The sequence below is a fragment of the Pseudomonas sp. R5(2019) genome, from assembly GCF_009905435.1.
Classification (GTDB): domain Bacteria; phylum Pseudomonadota; class Gammaproteobacteria; order Pseudomonadales; family Pseudomonadaceae; genus Aquipseudomonas.
The window spans coordinates 1-20,272 of record NZ_JAAAMT010000065.1; the positions used below are offsets into that span (position 1 = coordinate 1).

18 protein-coding genes, 1 pseudogene and 1 riboswitch are annotated in these 20,272 nt (G+C 63.7%); of the genes and pseudogenes, 12 read left to right on the forward strand and 7 right to left on the reverse strand.

The features are described from left to right. Positions 1 to 217: 217 nt before the first annotated feature. From ctlX to GUY40_RS25810, 8 genes are all read left to right on the forward strand, one after another. Entirely contained in the window at positions 218 to 1,135 is a 918-nt protein-coding gene (gene ctlX / locus GUY40_RS25775) for a citrulline utilization hydrolase CtlX (RefSeq protein WP_166571732.1), read from the forward strand. Between the two features lie 26 nt (positions 1,136 to 1,161). Then, positions 1,162 to 2,202: an ornithine cyclodeaminase gene (locus GUY40_RS25780; RefSeq protein WP_166571733.1), complete on the forward strand. Its 1,041-nt coding sequence runs from the start codon at positions 1,162 to 1,164 to the stop codon at positions 2,200 to 2,202. Between the two features lie 310 nt (positions 2,203 to 2,512). After that, the gene (locus tag GUY40_RS25785; protein ID WP_166571734.1) at positions 2,513 to 3,292 is read left to right on the forward strand and encodes an ABC transporter substrate-binding protein; all 780 of its coding nucleotides are present in this window, start codon (positions 2,513 to 2,515) and stop codon (positions 3,290 to 3,292) included. Between the two features lie 72 nt (positions 3,293 to 3,364). Further along, on the forward strand, positions 3,365 to 4,090 hold the full coding sequence (locus GUY40_RS25790; RefSeq protein ID WP_166571735.1) for an ABC transporter permease: 726 nt from the start codon (positions 3,365 to 3,367) through the stop codon (positions 4,088 to 4,090). Continuing rightward, on the forward strand, positions 4,087 to 4,800 hold the full coding sequence (locus GUY40_RS25795; RefSeq protein ID WP_166571736.1) for an ABC transporter permease: 714 nt from the start codon (positions 4,087 to 4,089) through the stop codon (positions 4,798 to 4,800). The genes GUY40_RS25790 and GUY40_RS25795 overlap by 4 nt, the downstream gene beginning before the upstream one ends. 3 nt (positions 4,801 to 4,803) lie before the next feature. After that, positions 4,804 to 5,643: an ABC transporter ATP-binding protein gene (locus GUY40_RS25800; protein ID WP_256675872.1), complete on the forward strand. Its 840-nt coding sequence runs from the start codon at positions 4,804 to 4,806 to the stop codon at positions 5,641 to 5,643. Positions 5,644 to 5,654: 11 nt separating this feature from the next. Continuing rightward, positions 5,655 to 6,143 (forward strand): Lrp/AsnC family transcriptional regulator, encoded by a 489-nt coding sequence (locus GUY40_RS25805; protein ID WP_166571737.1) that lies wholly within the window; start codon positions 5,655 to 5,657, stop codon positions 6,141 to 6,143. Positions 6,144 to 6,239: 96 nt separating this feature from the next. After that, positions 6,240 to 6,959 (forward strand): FadR/GntR family transcriptional regulator, encoded by a 720-nt coding sequence (locus tag GUY40_RS25810; protein ID WP_166571738.1) that lies wholly within the window; start codon positions 6,240 to 6,242, stop codon positions 6,957 to 6,959. A gap of 51 nt (positions 6,960 to 7,010) precedes the next feature. On the opposite strand, the gene GUY40_RS28490 is transcribed toward GUY40_RS25810, so the two are convergent. Then, a complete protein-coding gene (locus GUY40_RS28490) occupies positions 7,011 to 7,598 on the reverse strand; it encodes a hypothetical protein (protein ID WP_166571731.1) in 588 nt (195 codons plus the stop codon). Positions 7,599 to 7,759: 161 nt separating this feature from the next. Then, a riboswitch (cobalamin riboswitch) is annotated at positions 7,760 to 7,957 on the forward strand. A 147-nt stretch (positions 7,958 to 8,104) separates the two neighbouring features. On the opposite strand from GUY40_RS28490, the gene GUY40_RS25820 reads away from it, so the two are divergent. From GUY40_RS25820 to GUY40_RS25835, 4 genes and pseudogenes are all read left to right on the forward strand, one after another. Continuing rightward, complete coding sequence (locus GUY40_RS25820) at positions 8,105 to 9,121, forward strand: ABC transporter substrate-binding protein (protein WP_166571739.1); 1,017 nt, start codon at positions 8,105 to 8,107, stop codon at positions 9,119 to 9,121. Beyond that, entirely contained in the window at positions 9,118 to 10,140 is a 1,023-nt protein-coding gene (locus GUY40_RS25825) for an iron ABC transporter permease (protein WP_166571740.1), read from the forward strand. The genes GUY40_RS25820 and GUY40_RS25825 overlap by 4 nt, the downstream gene beginning before the upstream one ends. Then, positions 10,137 to 10,916, forward strand: a complete 780-nt coding sequence (locus GUY40_RS25830; RefSeq protein ID WP_166571741.1) for an ABC transporter ATP-binding protein — start codon at positions 10,137 to 10,139, stop codon at positions 10,914 to 10,916. The genes GUY40_RS25825 and GUY40_RS25830 overlap by 4 nt, the downstream gene beginning before the upstream one ends. A gap of 121 nt (positions 10,917 to 11,037) precedes the next feature. Continuing rightward, positions 11,038 to 11,247: pseudogene (locus GUY40_RS25835) on the forward strand (OprD family outer membrane porin); the annotation flags it as partial. A 453-nt stretch (positions 11,248 to 11,700) separates the two neighbouring features. Here GUY40_RS25835 and GUY40_RS25840 read toward each other — a convergent pair. The 6 genes from GUY40_RS25840 to GUY40_RS25865 all read right to left on the reverse strand — a co-directional run bounded on the left by GUY40_RS25840 (position 11,701) and on the right by GUY40_RS25865 (position 20,265). Next, a complete protein-coding gene (locus tag GUY40_RS25840) occupies positions 11,701 to 13,074 on the reverse strand; it encodes a DUF1329 domain-containing protein (protein ID WP_166571742.1) in 1,374 nt (457 codons plus the stop codon). Between the two features lie 225 nt (positions 13,075 to 13,299). Beyond that, positions 13,300 to 14,673 carry a DUF1329 domain-containing protein gene (locus GUY40_RS25845; RefSeq protein WP_166571743.1) on the reverse strand — a complete coding sequence of 458 codons (1,374 nt, stop codon included), beginning with the start codon at positions 14,671 to 14,673 and terminating at the stop codon, positions 13,300 to 13,302. Positions 14,674 to 14,757: 84 nt separating this feature from the next. Then, positions 14,758 to 16,437 (reverse strand): class I adenylate-forming enzyme family protein, encoded by a 1,680-nt coding sequence (locus GUY40_RS25850; RefSeq protein WP_166571744.1) that lies wholly within the window; start codon positions 16,435 to 16,437, stop codon positions 14,758 to 14,760. Positions 16,438 to 16,446: 9 nt separating this feature from the next. Beyond that, positions 16,447 to 17,574 (reverse strand): acyl-CoA dehydrogenase family protein, encoded by a 1,128-nt coding sequence (locus tag GUY40_RS25855; protein WP_166571745.1) that lies wholly within the window; start codon positions 17,572 to 17,574, stop codon positions 16,447 to 16,449. Between the two features lie 10 nt (positions 17,575 to 17,584). Continuing rightward, positions 17,585 to 18,775: an acyl-CoA dehydrogenase family protein gene (locus GUY40_RS25860; protein WP_166571746.1), complete on the reverse strand. Its 1,191-nt coding sequence runs from the start codon at positions 18,773 to 18,775 to the stop codon at positions 17,585 to 17,587. Then, positions 18,772 to 20,265, reverse strand: coding sequence for an FAD-dependent oxidoreductase (locus GUY40_RS25865; RefSeq protein ID WP_166571747.1), 1,494 nt, complete (start codon positions 20,263 to 20,265; stop codon positions 18,772 to 18,774). Before GUY40_RS25865 ends, GUY40_RS25860 begins: the two co-directional genes overlap by 4 nt. Positions 20,266 to 20,272 lie beyond the last annotated feature (7 nt).

Sequence of the window (20,272 nt, forward strand, 5' to 3'; positions counted from 1 at the left end):
GATGGGCTGCGCAGCGGCCCCGGGGTCTGCAGCGCAGCCCAACGCGACCAAGGTCGGCTCCTACAAGACCTCGCGGCGCCCCGGATTTGCACAGCCGATCCGGCTGCCCCGCCCCACTTTTCAGCTATCCCCGCTGCCACACGCCAGCGCTTCAGCCGGGATTGAACCGCCATCCAGCGGAAAATGGCACCACTGCCAACCCCTGGATGCGTGCCCGATGCAAACCACCAATACCGTCTTGATGATCCGCCCGGCGCGGTTCGCCTTCAACCCGGATACTGCCGTCAACAACCGATTCCAGCAGGCCGTGCTCTGCCCTGAGCAGGCCCAGCAAAAAGCGCTGGAAGAGTTCGACGATTATGTCCAGACCCTGCGCCAGCATGGCGTGGAAGTGCTGGTGGTTCAGGACACGCCGGCCCCGCATACGCCCGACTCGATCTTCCCCAACAACTGGTGGAGCAGCCATGCCGACGGCAGCCTGGTGCTGTACCCGATGGAAGGCCACAACCGGCGGCTGGAACGCGACAAGGGTGTGCTGCAGACCCTCGAGCAACGCTTTGCGATCAACAAGACCATCGACCTGAGCCACCTGGAACAGCAAAACCTGTTCCTGGAAGGCACGGGCAGCATGGTCCTGGACCGCGAGCACCAGATCAGCTACGCCTGCCACTCAGGCCGCACCCACAGCGAAGCACTGCGCCAGTTCGCCGAGCGGCTGGGCTACCGCGTTTGCGTGTTCCACGCCGTCGACCGCCACCAGGCGCCGATCTACCACAGCAACGTGATGATGAGCGTCGGCCGCGACCTGTCGGTGGTCTGCCTGCAAGCCCTGCCCGACGGCCAGGAACGCCTGACCCTGGAGCGTTCACTGCGCGACACCGGCAAGGACATCCTCAGCCTTGACTACGACCAGCTCGAAGCCTTCGCCGGCAACATGCTCGAAGTCCACGACAAGGACGGCAACCCGCTGTTGGTGATGTCACGCAGCGCCTGGAAATCACTGTTGCCCACCCAGCGCCAGCATGTGGAGCGCTACACCCGCCCGGTGGTGGTGAGCATCGACCATATCGAACGCATCGGTGGCGGCAGCGCCCGCTGCATGCTCGCCGAAGTGCACCTGCCCGTGCGCCACTGAACCTCGACTGCAAGAAGGAAATGACCATGACCCGCTATATCGACGTCAACGACCTGAGCCAACTGGTACGGCGCAAAGGCTTGCCCGCCTGCCTGAGTGAAATGGCCGAATACATTCGCCAGGACTACCTGCGCTGGGCGGATTTCGAGAAGTGCGCGCGCCTGGCCAACCACTCCCCGGACGGCGTGATCGAGCTGATGCCGGTCTCGGACGCGGCCCTGTACGCCTTCAAGTACGTCAACGGTCACCCGAAAAACACCCAGGCCGGGATGCTCACGGTGATGGCCTTCGGCGCCCTCGGCGATGTCGACACCGGCACGCCGGTGCTGCTCAGCGAAATGACCCTGACCACCGCGATCCGCACCGCCGCCACTTCGGTGCTGGCCGCCCGCTACCTGGCCCGCCAGGACGCGCGCAGCATGGCGCTGATCGGCAACGGCTCGCAGAGCGAGTTCCAGGCCCTGGCCTTCCACACGGTGCTGGGCATCAACGAAATCCGCCTGTTCGACATTGACCCGCAGGCCACCGACAAACTGGTACGCAACCTTGCCGGCTACCCCAACCTGAAGCTGATCAGGGCAAGCTCGGTGGCCGACGCGGTGCGCGGTGCCGATATCGTCACCACGGTCACTGCGGACAAGGCCAATGCCACCATCCTTACCCCGCAGATGATCGAGCCGGGCATGCACCTCAATGCCGTGGGCGGCGACTGCCCGGGCAAGACCGAACTGCACCGCGACATTGTCGAGCGCGCGCGGGTGATCGTTGAATACGAACCGCAAAGCCGCATCGAAGGCGAGATCCAGCAGATGCCGGCCGACTCGCCGACCACCGAGTTCTGGCAGGTCGTCAATGGCCAGGCAGCGGGCCGCGAGAACGACGCGCAAGTCACCCTGTTCGATTCGGTGGGGTTTGCCCTGGAGGACTATTCGGCGCTGCGTTATGTGCTGGATGTGGCCAGGGCGCTGGAGATTGGCAGCGAGATCGCGCTGGTGCCGGAACTGGATGATCCCAAGGATCTGTTTGCGCTGTTGCGCCAGCCTGCGCCCCTGAAAAAAACCGCCTGAAACCCACTGGTAGGAGCCGACCTTGGTCGCGATGGGCTGCGTAGCAGACCCCGGGGCCGCTGCGCAGCCCATCGCGACCAAGGTCGGCTCCTACAGCGTCGCGCAAAGCCGAAACAGGAGGTCCAACAGCCGATTCGGCTGACAAAACCGCGTTTACAGCGGATTCCGACAGCTGCACGGCAGCCAAACGACAAAAAAAACTTTCGGGTATCCCGCATTCTGTTGCCCGACTGCAGCGTCACAACAAGACCAAGACACACCTACGACTACCACTGCCCTAAACCTAAACCAAAAACACAGGGACCTTCCTATGACTTCGCTGCGAAAACTCTTCGGCGTGCTGATCCTGCCACTGTGCGCCAGCATGGCTCAGGCCCAGGAATGGAAAGAAATCCGCTTTGGTGTCTTCCCCGAATACCCTCCCTTTGAATCCGTGGCCGCCGACGGCAGCCTGCAAGGATTCGACATCGAGTTGGGCAATGCCATTTGCGCCAAGCTCGAGGTCAAGTGCGTGTGGGTCCACAACGAATTCGACGGCATGATCCCGGCGCTGCGCGCCCGCAAGTTCGACGCGATCATGTCGTCCATGGCGGTCACCCCGGCACGGCAGAAACAGATCGATTTCTCTGACCGCCTGTTCCTCAGCCCCACGTCGGTGATTACCCGCAAGGGCGCCGACTTCGGAGACACCCCAGAGTCGCTCAAGGGCAAGCAGGTCGGCGTGCTGCAAGGCTCGCTGCAAGAAGCCTATGCCCGCGCCAAACTGGCGCCGCTGGGTGCCCAGGTCAAGGCCTACCAGGCCCAGGATCAGAACTACGCGGATTTGATCAACGGCCGCCTCGACGCGACCCTGACCGACAAGCTGGAAGCTGAACTCAACTTCCTGTCCAAGCCCGAAGGCGCCGAATTCAAGAGCGGCCCGGCGATCAAGGACCCGACCCTGCCGCTGGACATCGCCATGGGCCTGCGCAAGAACGATGAAGCGCTCAAGGCCTTGATCAACAAGGGCATCGCCGCCGTGCATGCCGACGGTACCTTCGAAGCGATCCAGAAGAAGTACGTCGGTTCGCTGGACATCTACAACGAGTAAACCGCTTGCCCGGCCCGCTGCTCAAGCGGGCCGGGGCAGGTACTCGCCTCCCGCCCTTGCGAGACTTTTCCCGTGAATGACTTCCTTTCCTCTCTCGGCCTGCAGGCCTTGAGCCTGCAAGGCTTCGGCCCGCTGTTGGCGCAAGGCACCTGGATGACGCTCAAGCTGGCCATGCTGTCGTTGGCCTTGAGCCTGCTGCTGGGCTTGCTCGGTGCCAGCGCCAAGCTGTCGCGCCTGCGCATCCTGCGCCTGCCGGCCACGCTGTACACCACGCTGATCCGCAGCGTGCCCGACCTGGTACTGATCCTGCTGATCTTCTACACCCTGCAACTGTGGCTCAACGATCTGACCGAACTGCTCGGCTGGGATTACTTTGAAATCGACCCCTTCACCGCCGGTGTGGTGACCCTGGGCTTTATCTACGGCGCCTATTTCACCGAGAACTTTCGCGGCGCGATTCTCAGCGTGCCCGCCGGCCAGCTGGAAGCGGCCACCGCCTATGGCCTGAGCCGGGCCCAGCGCTTTCGGCTGGTGCTGTTCCCGCAGCTGATGCGCTTTGCCTTGCCGGGTCTGGGCAACAATTGGCTGGTGCTGCTCAAGTCCACCGCGCTGGTGTCGATCATCGGCCTGTCAGACCTGGTCAAGGCCGCGCAAAACGCCGGCAAGACCACAAACAACACGCTGTACTTCCTGATCGTTGCAGCGCTGGTCTACCTGCTGATCACCACCCTCTCCAACCGCTTCTTCAAACGCCTGGAGCGGCGCTACAACATCGGAATCAAGGGGCTGGCGCAATGATCGAACTCATTCAACAGTACGGCCCGGCGTTTCTCTACCACGATGGCGCCGGCCTGTCCGGGGTGGCGATGACCCTGTGGCTGTTTATCCTTTCCATTGTGCTGGGCTTCTTTATCTCGATTCCGCTGGCCCTTGCCCGCGTCTCGAGGCATTTCTGGCTGCGCTGGCCGGTGGAATTCTACACCTACGTGTTCCGCGGCACGCCGCTGTATATCCAGCTGCTGATTTGCTACACCGGCCTGTATGGGCTGGAGGTGGTGCGCAACACGGCCCTGCTCGATGAGTTTTTCCGCAATGCACTGAACTGCACGGTGCTGGCCTTTGTGCTGAACACCTGCGCCTACACCGTGGAAATTTTCGCCGGGGCCATTCGCAATATTCCCCACGGCGAGATCGAGGCGGCCCGTGCCTATGGCCTGTATGGCTGGCGACTGAACCTGTTCGTGGTGGTGCCGGCGGCCTTGCGCCGTTCGATTCCGGCCTACAGCAATGAACTGATCCTGATGCTGCACGCCACGTCACTGGCGTTTACCGCGACCGTTGCCGACATCCTGAAAGTCGCCCGCGATGCCAACGCCGCGACCTTCATGACCTTTGAGGCGTTCGGCCTCGCGGCCCTTTTGTACATGTTGCTGTCCTTTGTGCTGGTCGGGCTGTTTCGCCTGGCTGAACGGCGCTGGATGCGTTTTCTGTCCCCTTCCCGAGGCTAACCCATGAACCATTGCGCCAAGGCCTTGCCCATCGTTTCCAGCGTACACACCACCCAGCTCGGCGCAGTGCCCGGAGCCGCCAACGTCAAGCTCAAGGTCCAGGACCTGCACAAACGCTATGGCGAGCACGAAGTGCTCAAGGGCGTTTCCCTCAATGCCCGCAACGGCGATGTGATCAGCATGATCGGCGCCAGCGGCTCGGGCAAAAGCACGATGCTGCGTTGCATCAACTTCCTGGAAACACCCGACGCCGGCGCCATCACCCTCGACGGCCAAACCATCGAAATGCGCCAGGGCCGCACCGGCAGCCACGCCCCGCACCCGGCGCAGTTGCAGAACCTGCGTACGCGCCTGGCCATGGTGTTCCAGCATTTCAACCTGTGGAGCCACATGACCGTGCTGGAAAACATCTGCCTGGCGCCGCGGCGGGTGCTGGGTGTCAGCGCCAGGGAGATCGAAGAACGGGCCCGCGCCTATCTGGACAAGGTCGGCCTGCCCGGACGGGTCGCCGACCAGTACCCGGCGTTCCTGTCCGGCGGCCAGCAGCAACGGGTCGCCATCGCCCGGGCGCTGGCAATGGAGCCGGAAATAATCCTGTTCGACGAGCCCACCTCGGCGCTGGACCCGGAGCTGGTCGGGGAAGTGCTCAAGGTCATACAGACGTTGGCCGAGGAAGGTCGTACCATGCTGATGGTCACCCACGAGATGGGCTTTGCCCGGCAGGTGTCCAGCCAGGTGTTGTTTTTGCACCAGGGTCGAATCGAGGAGCAAGGCAGCGCCGCGATCCTTGACCAGCCGCAAAGCGAACGCCTGCAGCAGTTTCTATCCAACCGCCTGAAGTGAAAGAACGCACGATGGATACCAAGGCCAACAACCCGCACACCTCGCCGCCGCTGGACCGCATCGACGAGGCCATCATCGAGGTCTTGCGTCACAACGGCCGCATCACTTACGAGAAGCTTTCGTCGCTGGTGCACCTGACGCCACGCCCGTGCCTTGAGCGGGTGCGCAAGCTGGAGCGGCGCGGTGTGATCCGCGGCTATGGCGCGATCATCGATGTGCAGGTGGTCTCGCCGGGGTTATCGCTGCTGGTGCTGGTCGCCCTCTCGAACCAGAGCGGGCGCGCGGCGCAGAGGGCTTTCGAAGCCTGCATGCGGGCTTGCCCGCAGGTGTTCGAATGCCAACTGATCAGCGGCCACTTCGACTACAGCCTGCGCATGCGTTGCCGTGACATGGAGCATTACCGGGTACTGACCGAAATCTGGATGAACAATGACGAATTGCACATCGACAAGTTGGTGGCGCATCCGGAGTTGGCGGTGGTGAAGAGTACGGTGGTGTAATTGGCCAGCGCGCCCTGAAAGGTCCAACTGGCAAGACCGCTGAAACCCCTTCACACTATGAGGAGCGCCTCTCTATCTCATTGCACGGAACGATCAGTGGTTACCTCATCCACCGTAGTGAATTCGGTCGTGGAAAAATTACGCAACGCCTTGGCCCGCGGCCAGTGGCGTTGCGGTGACATGCTGCCCGGTCAGCGCGAGCTGGCCGAACAGCTCGGCATCAGCCGCCCGAGCCTGCGCGAAGCGGTCATTGTGCTGGAAACCCTCGGGCTGGTTCGTTCGATGCCCGGCAAGGGTGTGCTGGTGCTCGATGGCAGTGTTCCGAACGAGGCTGCACCGCGCAGCGATCACTTTGTTGCCAACGCCAGCCTGGAAGATGTGCTGCAACTGCGTTACACCCTGGAGCCGTTCATCGTCGGGCTGGTGGCCCAGTCGAGCAGTGCCAGCGATGTCGGCCAGCTGCGCCTGACCCTGATGGACATGCGTGAAGCACTGGAGGCCGGCGACAGCGACGCCGGGGTCAATGCCTACCTGGCCTTTCACGAAACCTTGTTCGCCCTGAGTTCCAACCCGATTTTCCAGAACGTGGTGCAACAGACCCGCGACGCCCTCAAGCAAAGCGCCGAAGCCCTGCGCAACTCGCCGGAGCACCTGGCCGAACGCTTGAAGGAAAACGAAGCGGTGGTGCGCGCCATCCGCAACAGGAACAGTGCCCAGGCCAGTGCCGAAATGCGCCGCCATATCCTTCGCGAAGGCCTGCGCCTGGGCATTGAACTGACCATCCCTGAAGACCCACAGGGCCAACCGGCCCCATGAGCAGGGGGTTACCCCCGATAGCGAGGCATTTGCCCCACGTGTGGTGATGGCTCAGGTGCCACTTTTGTCGTCTCCCGGTTCGCCGCCGACGTGTACACCACGGTCATCGCCAACCTCGCCGGCCCGGTGAACGCCATGGTCATCGCCAACCTCGCCAGCGCGATGAACACCATGGTCGTCGCCAATTTCACCGGAGCGGTGAACACCATGATCGTCGCCAATTTCACCGGAGCGGTGAACACCATGATCGTCGCCAATTTCACCGGAGCGGTGAACACCATGATCGTCGCCAACTTCGCCGGCATGGTGAGCGCCGTGAGAGCCGTGAGAGCCGTCGTGTCCCGAGTCGTGGCCGGCGCTGTCGCCCGAATGCCCCAGGCCGCCACCGGAGTTGCCACCATGGCCACCGCCCGAGCCGCTACCATGACCACCCCCGCCGCCGTGACCACCGCCGTGACCACCACCACCACCACCACCACCACCACCGTGACCGCCACCGCCACCGCCACCGCCACCGCCACCGCCACCATCTTTAGCGTAGGCACTGGAAAAACCCGCCACGGTGTCTGGAAGCAACACTGTCGAAGCCGACAGCACCGCGCCAATTGCCACTGCCAACAAGGCTTTGTTGATAGACATCTCTGACCTCCACTGTGACGCAAGAATGAGTTACCGCCGAGGTGGCTATGCAAACCCGGGACCAAGCTTGTAACAAGATGTTAAACAATAGCCACAGTGACTCGCTGGGCAAGGCGCATCGCCAGGATCATTGCCCAGGCTTGCAGCATCCCCCCCTATCCCCTACCATCGCGCCCGCCGGTTTTCGATAGAAATCAATAGGGAATCCGTAAGCCTTGATTCAAGGCCTCAATCGGAACTGCCCCCGCAACTGTAGGTGCCGAGCCTGTTCCATCAATGCCACTGGGGCACACCCGGGAAGGCGGGAACACGGCGATGACGCATCAGTCAGGAGACCTGCCGGCGCTGCAAATCAACTCACCGGCGGGGTGTCCGGGAAGGACATCCGTGCGCAGGCGCCAGCCTGTTGCCCTGTGCCTGGCCTCGTCTCCAGGTTGATGGTTCGGGATGTGTTTTCCAGGCTGTGCACCTCTGCCCGTGCATTGTTCGAATGGAGATCACCGCACATGTCACTGCCTCGTCTTACTGCGCTGCTCACCGGTCTCGGCCTGTCCAGCCTGAGCCTCGCCGCCACGTCCACGCGCTACCCGCTGACGGTCGAAAACTGTGGCATGCCGCTGACCTTCGCCCAGGCGCCGAGCAAAGCCGTGACCATCGGCCAGGCCGGCACTGAAATGCTCTACGCCCTGGGCCTGGGCGACAAGCTGGTGGGGACCTCGCTGTGGTTCAACACTGTGTTGCCGGCGTACAAGGCGCAGGACGCCAAGGTTGAGCGTCTGGCCAACAATGAACCAAGCTTCGAGTCGGTCATCGGCAAGCGCCCGGACCTGGTCGCGGTGCAGCTGGAATGGATGGTCGGCCCGCAAGGCGCGGTCGGCACCCGCGAGCAGTTTCATGAGTTGAAGATCCCGACCTACATCCTGCCCTCCGACTGCGAAGGCAAGGACAACCTGGTCGGTGCCGACGGCACGCGCCTGGAAGCCTTTCGCATCGACAGCCTCTACAAGAGCATCCACCAACTGGCCGCCATCTTTGATGCGCAGGACCGTGGCCAGCAGCTGGTGACGCAGCTGCAAGGCCGTCTGGAAAAAGCCGTCGGGCAGGTCAAAGGCAAGCACGTGAACGAGGTTTCGGCGCTGTTCTGGTTTTCCAGCGCCGACCTCGACATCGACCCGTACGTGGCCGGCCGCAAGGGCATTCCGGACTTCATGCTCAACAGCCTGGGGATGCGCAACGTGGTCGAATCCACGGAAGAGTGGCCGACCGTGGGCTGGGAAACCCTGGCCAAGGCCAACCCGACGATGATCGTGATTGCGCGCATGGACCGCCGCCGGTTCCCGGCCGACGACTACCAGAAGAAACTGCAATTCCTCAAATCCGACCCGGTCACGCGCAACATGGAGGCGGTAAAAAATGACCGCATCCTGATCCTCGATGCTGACGCGATGCAGGCCGGCACGCGCCTGTTCGACGGTATTGAAGCACTGGCCGACAGCGTCGACCGGTTCAAGCTCGCCCAATGAAGCCACTGAACCTGTTGGGCCACAGCCTTTGGGTCGTCCTGTTGCTGCTGGTCACGCTCGCCGCCGGCGTCGCCATTGGCGAGACCTCGATCAGCCTGCCGGTGATTGCCCAGGTACTGGCGAACAAACTCTGGGCAGCGGGCTATGTGCTCGACCCGATCGACGAAGGCATCGTCTGGAACTACCGCCTCACCCGCGCCCTGGTGGCGGCAGCCTGTGGTGCGGGCCTTTCGATTTCGGGCGTGGTGCTGCAGTCGCTGTTGCGCAACCCGTTGGCGGACCCGTACTTGCTGGGCATTTCCGCCGGTGCCTCGACCGGCGCGGTGCTGGTGGCCATTATGGGCCTGGGCGCCGGGGCGATCTCGCTGTCGCTGGGGGCCTTTGCTGGCGCCGTCGCCGCATTCGCCCTGGTGGCATTGCTGGCCAGTGCCTCACGCGGTGCCAACAGCGCCGGGCAGATCATCCTGGCGGGCATCGCCGGTTCACAATTGTTCAATGCCCTCACTGCCTTTCTGATCACCAAGTCAGCCAGTGCCGAACAGGCCCGCGGCATCATGTTCTGGCTGCTCGGCAACCTCAGTGGTGTGCGCTGGTCGTCGGTGACCCTGGCGCTGCCGGTGGTGCTGGTTGGGCTGCTCGTTTGCCTGTGGCACCGGCGTGCGCTGGACGCCTTCACCTTCGGTTCAGACGCGGCGGCATCGCTTGGGGTTCCGGTGCGCCAGGTGCAAGGGGTGCTGATCGCCACGGTGGCGTTGGTCACTGCGGTGATGGTGTCGATCGTCGGCTCCATCGGTTTTGTCGGGCTGGTGATTCCGCACGCCGTGCGCCTGCTGGTCGGTGTGCGGCATGCCCGGTTGCTGCCGCTGAGTGCACTGTGCGGGGCCTTGTTCCTGGTCGCAGCCGATGTGCTCTCGCGCACCTTGATCAAGGGCCAGGTGTTGCCGATCGGGGTGATCACCGCACTGGTCGGCGCGCCGGTATTTGCCCTGATCCTGATCCGTGGGAGCCGCTCGCGATGACGGCACCGACGACTGCGATGCTGGCCTGCAGCGCACTGAGCTATTCAGTCAAAGGCGCTGCCCTGCTCTGCGATGTCAGCCTCGCGGTCAGCGAAGGTGAAACGCTCGGCATCGTCGGCCCCAACGGGTCGGGCAAGTCAACACTGCTCAAGCTGCTGGCCGGGCTGCTCAAACCTGCGTCAGGGCACGTGCAGCTCAAGGGGCAACCCTTGGCGAGCCTGAACCGGCGCGCCATTGCCCGCCTGCTCGCAGTGGTCGAACAACAGGCCGACACCAGCGACTCGATCAGCGTGCGCGACGCCGTCGAGCTGGGCCGTACGCCATGGCTTTCGGCGCTGGCGCCGTGGAGTGCTGTCGACGATGCGATCGTGCTCAAGGCGCTTGCAGACGTCGACATGGCGCACCTGCTCAAGCGCGCCTGGCACAGCCTGTCCGGTGGCGAGCGCCAGCGCGTGCACATCGCCCGGGCGCTGGCCCAGCGCCCGCAAGTCCTGCTGCTGGACGAGCCCACCAATCACCTGGATATCCAGCATCAACTGGCGATCCTCGGGCTGGTGCATGCCTTGCCGGTGACCACTGTGATCGCCCTGCACGACCTCAATCAGGCACTCGCCTGCGATCGCCTCGCGGTGCTGGATCGCGGCCGGCTGGTGGCGCTGGGTTCTCCCTTCGAAGTACTGACCGAACAACGCCTGAACGACACGTTCGGGGTCCGCGCGCACTGGCTGACCGATCCGCTGGACGGTACGCGGCTGCTGCGTTTGCGCGCTTATTAATCTGCAACCAGGGACACTCCCGATCATGGGTAACGCTTCAACACTGGCCCTCATGGCCCTGGCGCTCGGCGCCGTCACCCAGGTTTCGCTGGCTCAGGCCGAGTCGGCCCAGGCGCAGTCCAACGGCGGCTACGCCTACCTGGGTTATGGCAAGGGTGGCAAACACTGGGAGCGCGACCTGGAAGCGCGTTACGTGGTGCAAAACGGCGCCGCCAAGGGCACCACGCTGTCACTGCGGCACAACGTGCACCGTGGCAATGCGGCACAGGCAGAGCTGGACACCGACCAGATTCGCCTGGCCATCGAGTACCCGCTGACGGGTCGGTTCTGACCCGTACCCGATGCTGCAGGAGCCGAGCTTGTCGGGGCGCCGAACCGTCGCGAGACAGGCACTGAGGTGTCTTTGGCCCACCGCGTTGAATTCATCGCAGGCAAGCCTGACTCCTACATCTAGATCAAAAGCACCACGTGCAATTTTGGCAGGACTGGAGATAGGTGTGGGAGCAGAGCTTGCTAGCGATGAGGCCAGCAAGGTCGCCCTCAAAAATTTCTTACAGGGCTGCTCATTGAGGCTGCAATTGTACAAAAATCATCCAATAGCCTTTCGCGCTAAGCAGGCCGCTGCTTAGCGCGATTGGGAATGGAGTTATCCACAGGCTAACCCACAGTTATTGTGGGAAACCTTCACCTGCGAGATCACTTGACAAAAAAAACCCGGCAGGTCGGGGAACCTGCCGGGCCAAGACACAACGGTCCAAGCATTACCGTTGCGGGTATTTTCTGATCAGCGTCCGGCAGCGCGCAGGGCGTCCGGGGTGTACATCTGGGCGTTGAACTTGCCCTGGTTGAGAATCGGACCTTTGCGTGATTCGTTGGTCATGTTGTAGCCCATGTACTGGCCGGTACTCAGGTCTTGGAAAAAGGCCACACCGGAGTGCCAGGCGTTCGAATCCGGGTGGTAATAGTAGTTGGTGACCCCGTGCTTCCAGAGTTGCCCGCGGGTGTCATAGGCATCGCCCAGCACCGCATGCCAGGTGTCCTCGTCGAGGAACAGCACGCGCTTGCCGTAGAGATGCCGGAAACCCGGTTTCAAGGTGGCCTGCAAGACCCAGACACGGCGCAGCTCGTAACGCATGTAGGCTGGGTTCGGATGATTGGGGGTCAGCAGGTCCTTGTATTTGACGTCGCCGCCGTTGACCTTGTAGGCGTTGGCCGGCACGTAGATTTCGCGCTTGCCGAGCATCTCCCAGTCGTAGCGTTCAGGCGAGCCGTTGAACAGCCGGTCTTCGTCGATGATCATGGTGCCGTTGCTGCCGGTCATGGGCTGGTCGTAACCGTAACCGGGCAACTGGCGCACACGCCGGGTACCGGGGTTATAGGACCAGGCCTGGCGGGAGTGGGTCTTGAAGTTGTAGGGTTCCTGGCTGACGGTGCTGGTGCCGCTCTCGCGCGCGGGCAGCAGGGTCTGGGTCCAGCTGTAGGCCTGGATGCCGGCCTCGGTTTTCGGTGTGTTGTGGGGGTCGTTGGACGGCGCAAAACCACGGGTGTAGGTACGGCCCCAGCCGATATCGCCGCTGGGCAGCACCGAAGCCAGGTCGCGCACGGCGTCTTCCGTCCAGGCTCGCGCCGGCAGTTGGTGGTTCCACAACAGCTCCATGGCGTTTTGCGGAATCGGGAACGGCACCTGGCCAACGCCGTCCACGCCCATGCCGTCGTTGGCCAGCTGTGCGTGGGTGGCGTTCCAGCGGGCACGCTCGCAGACCACATCGCTGTAGCGGTAGTCGCGGTGGCCGGGGTAGATGTTCATCGTGTAGGTCTGCGGGTACTGCTTGAACATCGCCAGCTGCCCGGGAGTCAGGTGCTCGGTGTAGTCCTTGGCATTGGCCGCGGTGATGACCAGCACGGGCTTTTCATCGGCGTAGGGATCGACCGGTTGACCGCCCGAGTGCAGCACATGGTTCCAGCCTGGCACCTTGCCCTGGTACTTGCCGGTAAAGGCTGGAATGGTGCCGGCGGCATTACCCGCCTTTTCGGCACCGACGCAGGTCAACTCCTGCCCCAGTCGCTTTGCCTGTTCTTCGCTGACGCCGGCAAACGCGGTTTGCCCGAGCATCGGCATAACCACTGTCATGCCAAGCAAGGCCTGCTTGAATCGCATTGTTGTTATCTCCGTCGCTATCAAGGGTGTCACTCGATTCTCGAGGTTGATACGTGCGTGTTCATCGTCTGGAGAGACTAATTCGGTTGTAGGAGCGGACCTGGCCGCGATGGGCTGCGAAGCAGACCCCAGGGCCGCTGCGCGCCCCATCGCGGCCAGGTCCGCTCCTACAACGACCGAGATGAGATCAGCAGGGTCGCGTAGCGGCCCCGCCAGTCGTGTGACTTAGCGCCCTGCCGCGCGCGCCGTGTCCGGGGTGAACATGTCGGCCGTGTAGTTGCCCTTGTTCAGGATCGGCCCCTTGCGCGCTTCGTTGGACAGGCTGTAGCCCACGTACTGGCCGGTGGTCAGGTCATGGAAAAAGGCCGCGCCCGCCTCCCAGGCGCTCATGTCCGGGTGGTAGTAGTAGGTCACCTGGGCGTACTTGTAGATGTTGCCCCGGGTGTCGTAGTTGTCGGCCATCAGCGAATGCCAGGTGTCTTCATCGATGAACATCACCCGCTTGCCATAGAGATGCCGGCTGCCCTCCTTCAACGTCGCCACCAGCACCCAGACCCGGCGCAGCTCATAGCGCATGACGTCCGGGTTGGGGTGGTTCGGGGTCAGCAAGTCCTTGTACTTGACCTCGGCGCTGTTGACCTTGTAGCTGTTGATCGGCACGTACATCTCGCGCTTGCCTTCGATCTTCCAGTCGTAGCGCTCGGGGCTGCCGTTGAAGATGCGGTCGTCGTCGATGGTCATGACGCCGTTGGTGCCAATCATTGGCGAGTCGAAGCCGAACGCCGGGTTCAAGCGTACTCGCCGGGTGCCGGGGTTGTAGGTCCAGGCCTTGAGCGAATCGCTGGAGAAGTTATACGGCGTCTGCGCCACGGTAATGATGCCGTTGTCGCGCTGCGGCAACACCGTGGTGTACATGCCCAACGACTGCACGCCCGTGCTGCTGTACGGGGTCTCTTTCGGGTTGTTGGCGTTGGCCAGGGTTTTCGAGAACGAGCGACCCCAGGCGACGTCCCCGGATGGGGTGACCGCGCCGTTGTCGCGCTGCATTTCTTCCGTCCAGGCACGGGCAGGCAGCTGCGAGTTCCACATCAGTTCCAGCGCCGTTTTCGGGATCGGAAACGGCACTTGGCCAATCGCGTTAACGCCCAGGCCGTTGTCGACCAGCTCGGCGTTGAGGGCATTTTCCCTGGCCCGCTCGCAGACATAATCGGGGTAACGGAAATCACGGTGGGTGGGGTAAATGGCCATGCGATAGGTGGCCGGGTATTTTTCGAACATCGCCAATTGCCCCGTACTCAGGCGTTCGGCGTGTTGCTTGGCATTGCTGGCGGTGATCACCAGCAGCGGCTTCTCATTGGGCCAGGGATCGACCGGATGACCGCCGGAGTACGGCGTATGCGTCCAGCCGGGCACCACACCCAGGTTCTTGCCGGTGAACGGCGGAATACTGCCATCGGCATTCCCGGCCTTTTCCGCCCCGGTGCATGTCAGGTCCTTGCCCAACCGCGCCGCTTCTTCTGCACTGACCTTGGCTTGCGCCGAGGAATACCAGCTCAGGCCCGCAGCCAGGGCCAGCACCACCGCAACAGACTTTTGCATTGTTGTTTTCTCCGAGGGTGAACGGACTCAACCAGTCCGTCTTCATTGTCTGCCCATGGTGGCCGGGAACATCGTCCGGGTGGACTACGCCTGCAAATAGCGCTGTTTCAATCCGGCCTTGAGCACCTTGCCGCTGGCATTGCGCGGCAGCGGTTCGCCGCTCATCCATACCCGGGTCGGCACCTTGTAGGCCGCCAGGGCGCGGGCCATCCAGGCCTTCAGGGCCGCTTCGCCCAGGTCACTGCCCGCTCGCAGGTGCACCGCCAGGGCGACGGTCTCGCCATACTGTTCGTCGGCCAGGGCGAAGGCGGCGGCCTCGAGTACATCCTCATGGCCACAGGCACAGTGCTCGACCTCGACGGCGGAAATATTCTCGCCGCCACGGATGATCAAGTCCTTGATGCGATCGGTGATGTGCAGGTAACCGTCTTCGTCGACAAAGCCCACGTCGCCGCTGAACAGCCAGCCGTCGACCAGCACCTGGGCACTGTCTTGCGGGCGTTCCCAATAGCCCTGCATCAGGGTCGGCGATCGCAGCCAGATGGCCCCGCTCTGCCCGGCGGGTGCCTTGTGGGGGTAGTCACCGATGTGCACTTCGACAATCGGCAACGGCCAACCCGCGCTGGCGCTGCTGCTGACGAACTGATCGCCCGAATGGGCCGCGCCGATGCCGTTGCTTTCGGTCAGGCCATAACCGCTGCCGGCCATGGCCGTCGGCTTGTCGCGGGTCAACTGCGCCAGCAGGTTGCTCGACGCCGCGCCGCCGCCCAGTCCCAACCCGAACAGGCTGGCCGTGGCCTCCGTGTTGAAGCGCGGGTGGGCCAGCAATTGCTGCATCATCACCGGCGCGCCGCTGAATTGGGTGCAGCGCTGCTGCTGGATCAAGGCCAGGGCCTGGTCGACGTCCCACTTGTACATCATCACCAGGCGCTTGCCGGTGCGCAGGGCATTGAGAAACTGCGCATACAGGCCGCTGACATGAAACAGCGGCACCGCCAGCAACGAGGTCGACTGCAAGCCGGCCTCGATCATCGGCTTGATCCGGCTCGGTGACACGCCGGCGGCAAACGCGCTGACAAATTCCAGCCCGAACAATGCCTGGCACACGGAACGGTGACTGCAGACCACGCCCTTGGCGCGGCTGGTGGTGCCCGAGGTGTAGAGAATCAGCGCGGATGAGTCGGGGTCTGGCGAGGCCAGTTCGACCGGCCGTACAGACTGTTCCTGCAGGCGCATATAGGTCAGGCCCGGCCCCGGTTCGTGGGCCGAATCCTCGACCAGCACACGCTTGATCGCCAACTCATCGTCGGCCACCAGTACCATGCGCGCCAGGTCGGCGATCAGCAGCACGGGGCGGCTATCGTGCAAGGCGTGCAACAGCTCATCGCGCAAGCCCCAGCTGTTGAGCAGCACCGGCACCGCACCGGCCTGGACCACAGCGACAAACGCCACCATCCATTCCGGCCGGTTGCGCATGGCAATCGCCACCCGCTCGCCGGGTCGTACACCAAGGGTGCGGACCAGGTGCGCGGTCAGGCGGTCGGCGGCCTGATAGAACTCACGGAAGCTCAGCTGGCGGTCTTGCCAGTAGACAAAAGGCCGCTCGGCAAAGCCACGACCGACCTGCAAGGCGCTGACCAGCTCACCGGGTGCCTTGGCAAAATAACGGGCCTGGCCGGCGGGTGAGACCACTGCATACGGCGAATCGGGAGCGATCAGTTGCTCCCAGTTCTGCCGCCATTGTTGAATCTGCTCGCTAGGCATGCGGGCTCCTCAGTTCAGGGTTTCGCCATACAGGCTGCACAGGTAATCGCTGTCGCCAAGGCACGCCTGGGCTACGCGAATTCGCTTGAGGTACAGGCCCAGGTCATATTCATCGGTCACGCCAATGCCGCCGTGCATCTGCACCGCTTCATTGCTGACCAGCTGCGCCATTTCGTTGGCTTTCCATTTGCCCAGGCTCACCCGCTGACACCGCTCGCTGGCGCTGATGTCGGCCAGTTCCAAGGCTTCGAAGGCGGCCATGACCGCGCTGCGAGCCAACTGCAGCTGCACGTATTGGCGTGCGGCGCGGTGTTGCAAAGCCTGGAACGAGCCAATCGGCGCATCGAACTGCACGCGGGTTTTCAGATAGTCGAGCGTCAACTCAAAGCAGCGCTCGGCCATGCCCAGCAGCTCGGCCGCCAGGCAAGCGCGGCCGCTTTCCAGCGCCAACTCCAGCGCCGCACACGCATCGCCACTGACCAGCCTGGCACTGGCCGGGACCTGGACCTGCTCAAACTGCACCCGCGCATGGTTACGTGAATCCACCAGCGCCAGCGCTTCGATGCGCACGCCCGGTGCCGTGGCGGGCACCAGGAACAGCGCCAGCTCGCCACTCGGCGTGCGGCCGACGGTCAAGAACTGATCGGCGCCCAGCCCATCAAGGACCCAGCTCTTGGTGCCGTCGAGCACAAAGCCGCTGGCATTCGCCTGGGCCTGCAGCGCCACCGGCTGCGACGCGTGGCGCGCACCTTCTTCAAGCGCCAGCGCCATGCGCTGCTCACCGCTGATCAACGCAGGCAGCCATTGGGCCTGTTGAGCTTCGCTGCCACAGCGTTCGATCAGGCTGCCGCACAGCACCACGCTGGACAGCAGCGGCGAGGCACACAAATGCCGACCGATCTGCTCGAACAGCGGTGCATAGCCCTGCAAGCCAAACGCCAGGCCGCCGTGGATTTCAGCGAAGGCCACCGCGCTCCAGCCGAGCTCGCGCATGCCAGCCCAGACCTTCGGGTCAAAACCCTCGGCCACGCCGTCGTCACGCAGACGCCGCGCGGCCTCGACTGGCGAACGGGCGGCCAGAAAGTCCTGGGCACTGTCGTGCAACTGCTGTTGTTCGTCGTTATAAACCAGGCTCACGATGAGATCCTCACTTGGCGTCAGGCAGGCCAAGCACACGCTTGGCGATGACATTCAATTGCACTTCCGACGAGCCGCCGGCGATGGTCTGGGTGAAGCTGCCCAGCCAGGCATGGGTCAGCGCCAGTTCGCGCTCGTGGTGAACATCGCCACCGGCTCCCAGGCCCTGGTGGCCCATCAGGTCCAGCAGCAGTTCGAACTTGTCGCGCTCCTGCTCGGTGTGCACCAGCTTGGAGATCGCCATCAGGCCGCCGACGTCCTGCCCGGCTTTGGCGGCCTCGGCGAGGCGCCGGTTGCTCAAGCCGTAGGCATGCTCGTCCATCAGGCAGGCGACGGCGCGCTGGCGCAGTACAACGTCCGCCACGGTGCTGGCCGTTGGCAGGTACTGGTTCAGAAGTTCGGCCAGGTCGAAATGGGTTGGCAGGGCGGATTCGCTGAAGCGCGACATGGCCCGACGCTCATGCTGCAAGAGGGCCTTGGCCAGCCCCCAGCCACCGTTGAGCGTCCCGATCAGCTGGGCCTTGGGCACTTTCACGTCATCGAAGAACACCTGGCAGAAACTCGACTTGCCACTGATCAAATCAATCGGCCGCACACTGACGCCCGGGCTGCGCATATCCAGCACCAACAGGCTGATACCGGCCTGTTTTGGCTGTTGCGGGCCGGTGCGCACCAGCGCGTACATCCAATCGGAGTCGCCGGCATAGGAGGTCCAGATCTTGCTGCCATTGACCACGAACACCTCGCCCTCCTCCCGCGCACTGGTGCGCAGTGAGGCCAGGTCAGAGCCGGCATTGGGCTCGGAGAAGCCCTGGCACCAGCGCACCTCGCCGCGCGCCATGGGCGGCAGCAGCTCGCGTTTTTGCGCCTCGCTGCCGTATTCGAGCAGCAACGGGCCAAGCATCCAGATGCCGAGGTTGATCTGTGGCGGGCGGCAATGCAGGCGACGCATTTCGCTTTCGAGAATCTGCGTCTGCTCGGCGCTCAGGCCACCGCCACCGTATTCGCGCGGCCAATCGGGGCAAAACCAGCCCTTGTCGCGCATGCGGGTGAACCACAAGCGCTGGTCTTCACTGTGAAAGCGCAGTTGGCTACCCCCCCAGACCATCTCGGCCTCGGGCATCGGCGTGCGCATGGACGGCGGGCAATTGTCCTGCAGCCATTGGCGGGTCTGCAGGCGAAACGGTTCGAGATCGCTCATGGGGCTACCTGTAAGTCGAGAGAAGAGCCGGCGGCGTGGCGCCCGGCCTGACGGCCGAAGAAGGTCGAATCACCCAGCGACAGCCCAGAGCTGTAGCCTTCGCCCCAGCGCGGCAGGCCACAGGCGGTGCGCCCGGCGGCGTACAGGCCGGTGATCGGCTGGCCATCGGCATCCAGCACTTCGCCGCTGGGGCGGGTGGCCAAACCGCCGAGGGTGAAGGCATGGGCCTGGATATCGCCGGGGCAATAGCTCAGCGCGGCAAAGGGTGGCTCGCTCAAGGGCCGCAGCCATTCGGCGCTCTTGTGAAAGAGTGGGTCCTGACCTTCGGCGGCGGCGCGGTTGAAGTTGTCGACGGTCTGTACCAGCGTGCCCGTGGGCAAGCCCAGCTCCTGCTCGACCTCGGCCCAGCTGTCGCCTACGGCCGCGATCTGGATATCCGGCTGGATCACCGGGCGGTCGAAGATCGCGTTGTCCACCAGCAACCAGACCCGTTGGTCCGGCTGGCGCAGCACGTAATGGGCCACCCGGCCGTGGTAGGCGTCTTCGTTGATAAAGCGTTGGCCACGCGCGTTGACGAAGATGCCCTTGACCAGCGACGCCGGCGGGAAGAACGGCAGCGTGGCGAAAAACTCATGCATGTTCAGCGTAGTGGCGCCGACGCTGATGCCCATGCGTATCCCGGAGCCATCGTCGTTGCCGGCGCTGACCTGCTGATCGCACACCAGTGCCTGCGGCGCATAGCGCTCGACCATCGTTCGATTGGCGATAAAGCCACCGGCACAGAGGATCACCCCGCGCCGGGCGCGAACAAAACATGGCTGGCCTTCCCGGCGCACCACCAGGCCGCGAATGCGCTGCTGGGCATCGACAATCAGGCACAGCGCCCGGGCGTTGTAATGCACCGTGGCACCGAGCGCTTCGGCGCGGGCGCAGAGGGTGTCCATCAAGCGCTTGCCGCCGCCCCACCCTTCGAACTGCACCGTATGACCGCGTGGCGCCGGGGTGGCCTGGGCACTGAAGGGCCAGGCACTTTCGCTGCCCGACCACAGCAAGGTGTCGTCGGTGGTTGGCTCCATCCACTTGCCGGGCAAGTAAGTGCCCTTGAACGGCACGCCCTGGGCCTGCAACCAATCGTAATGCTCAACGCCTCGCTGCGCGTATACCGCCACCCGCTCGGCATCCGCCGCCGGGCCACCGGCCAGGCTCAGGTACCGGGCGAAGGCCTCGGTAGAGTCCTCGAACCCCGCCGCGCGCTGCACCGCCGTGCCGCCGCTGCCGCCGACATAAACCTCGCCGCCCGACAAGGCGGCGCTGCCCCCGGCGGATGCGGCCACTTCGAAAATATCCACCCGCGCATCCGCATGGCGCGCCTCGATGGCCGCGCAGCTGCCCGCCGCACCAAAACCGACGATCGCCACTTCGGTGTCAATGTCCCAGTGGCTCACCTGCTCGAACGGGTGCGCACGCCCTGGCGTGAAAGTAGAACTCATCGGTGCC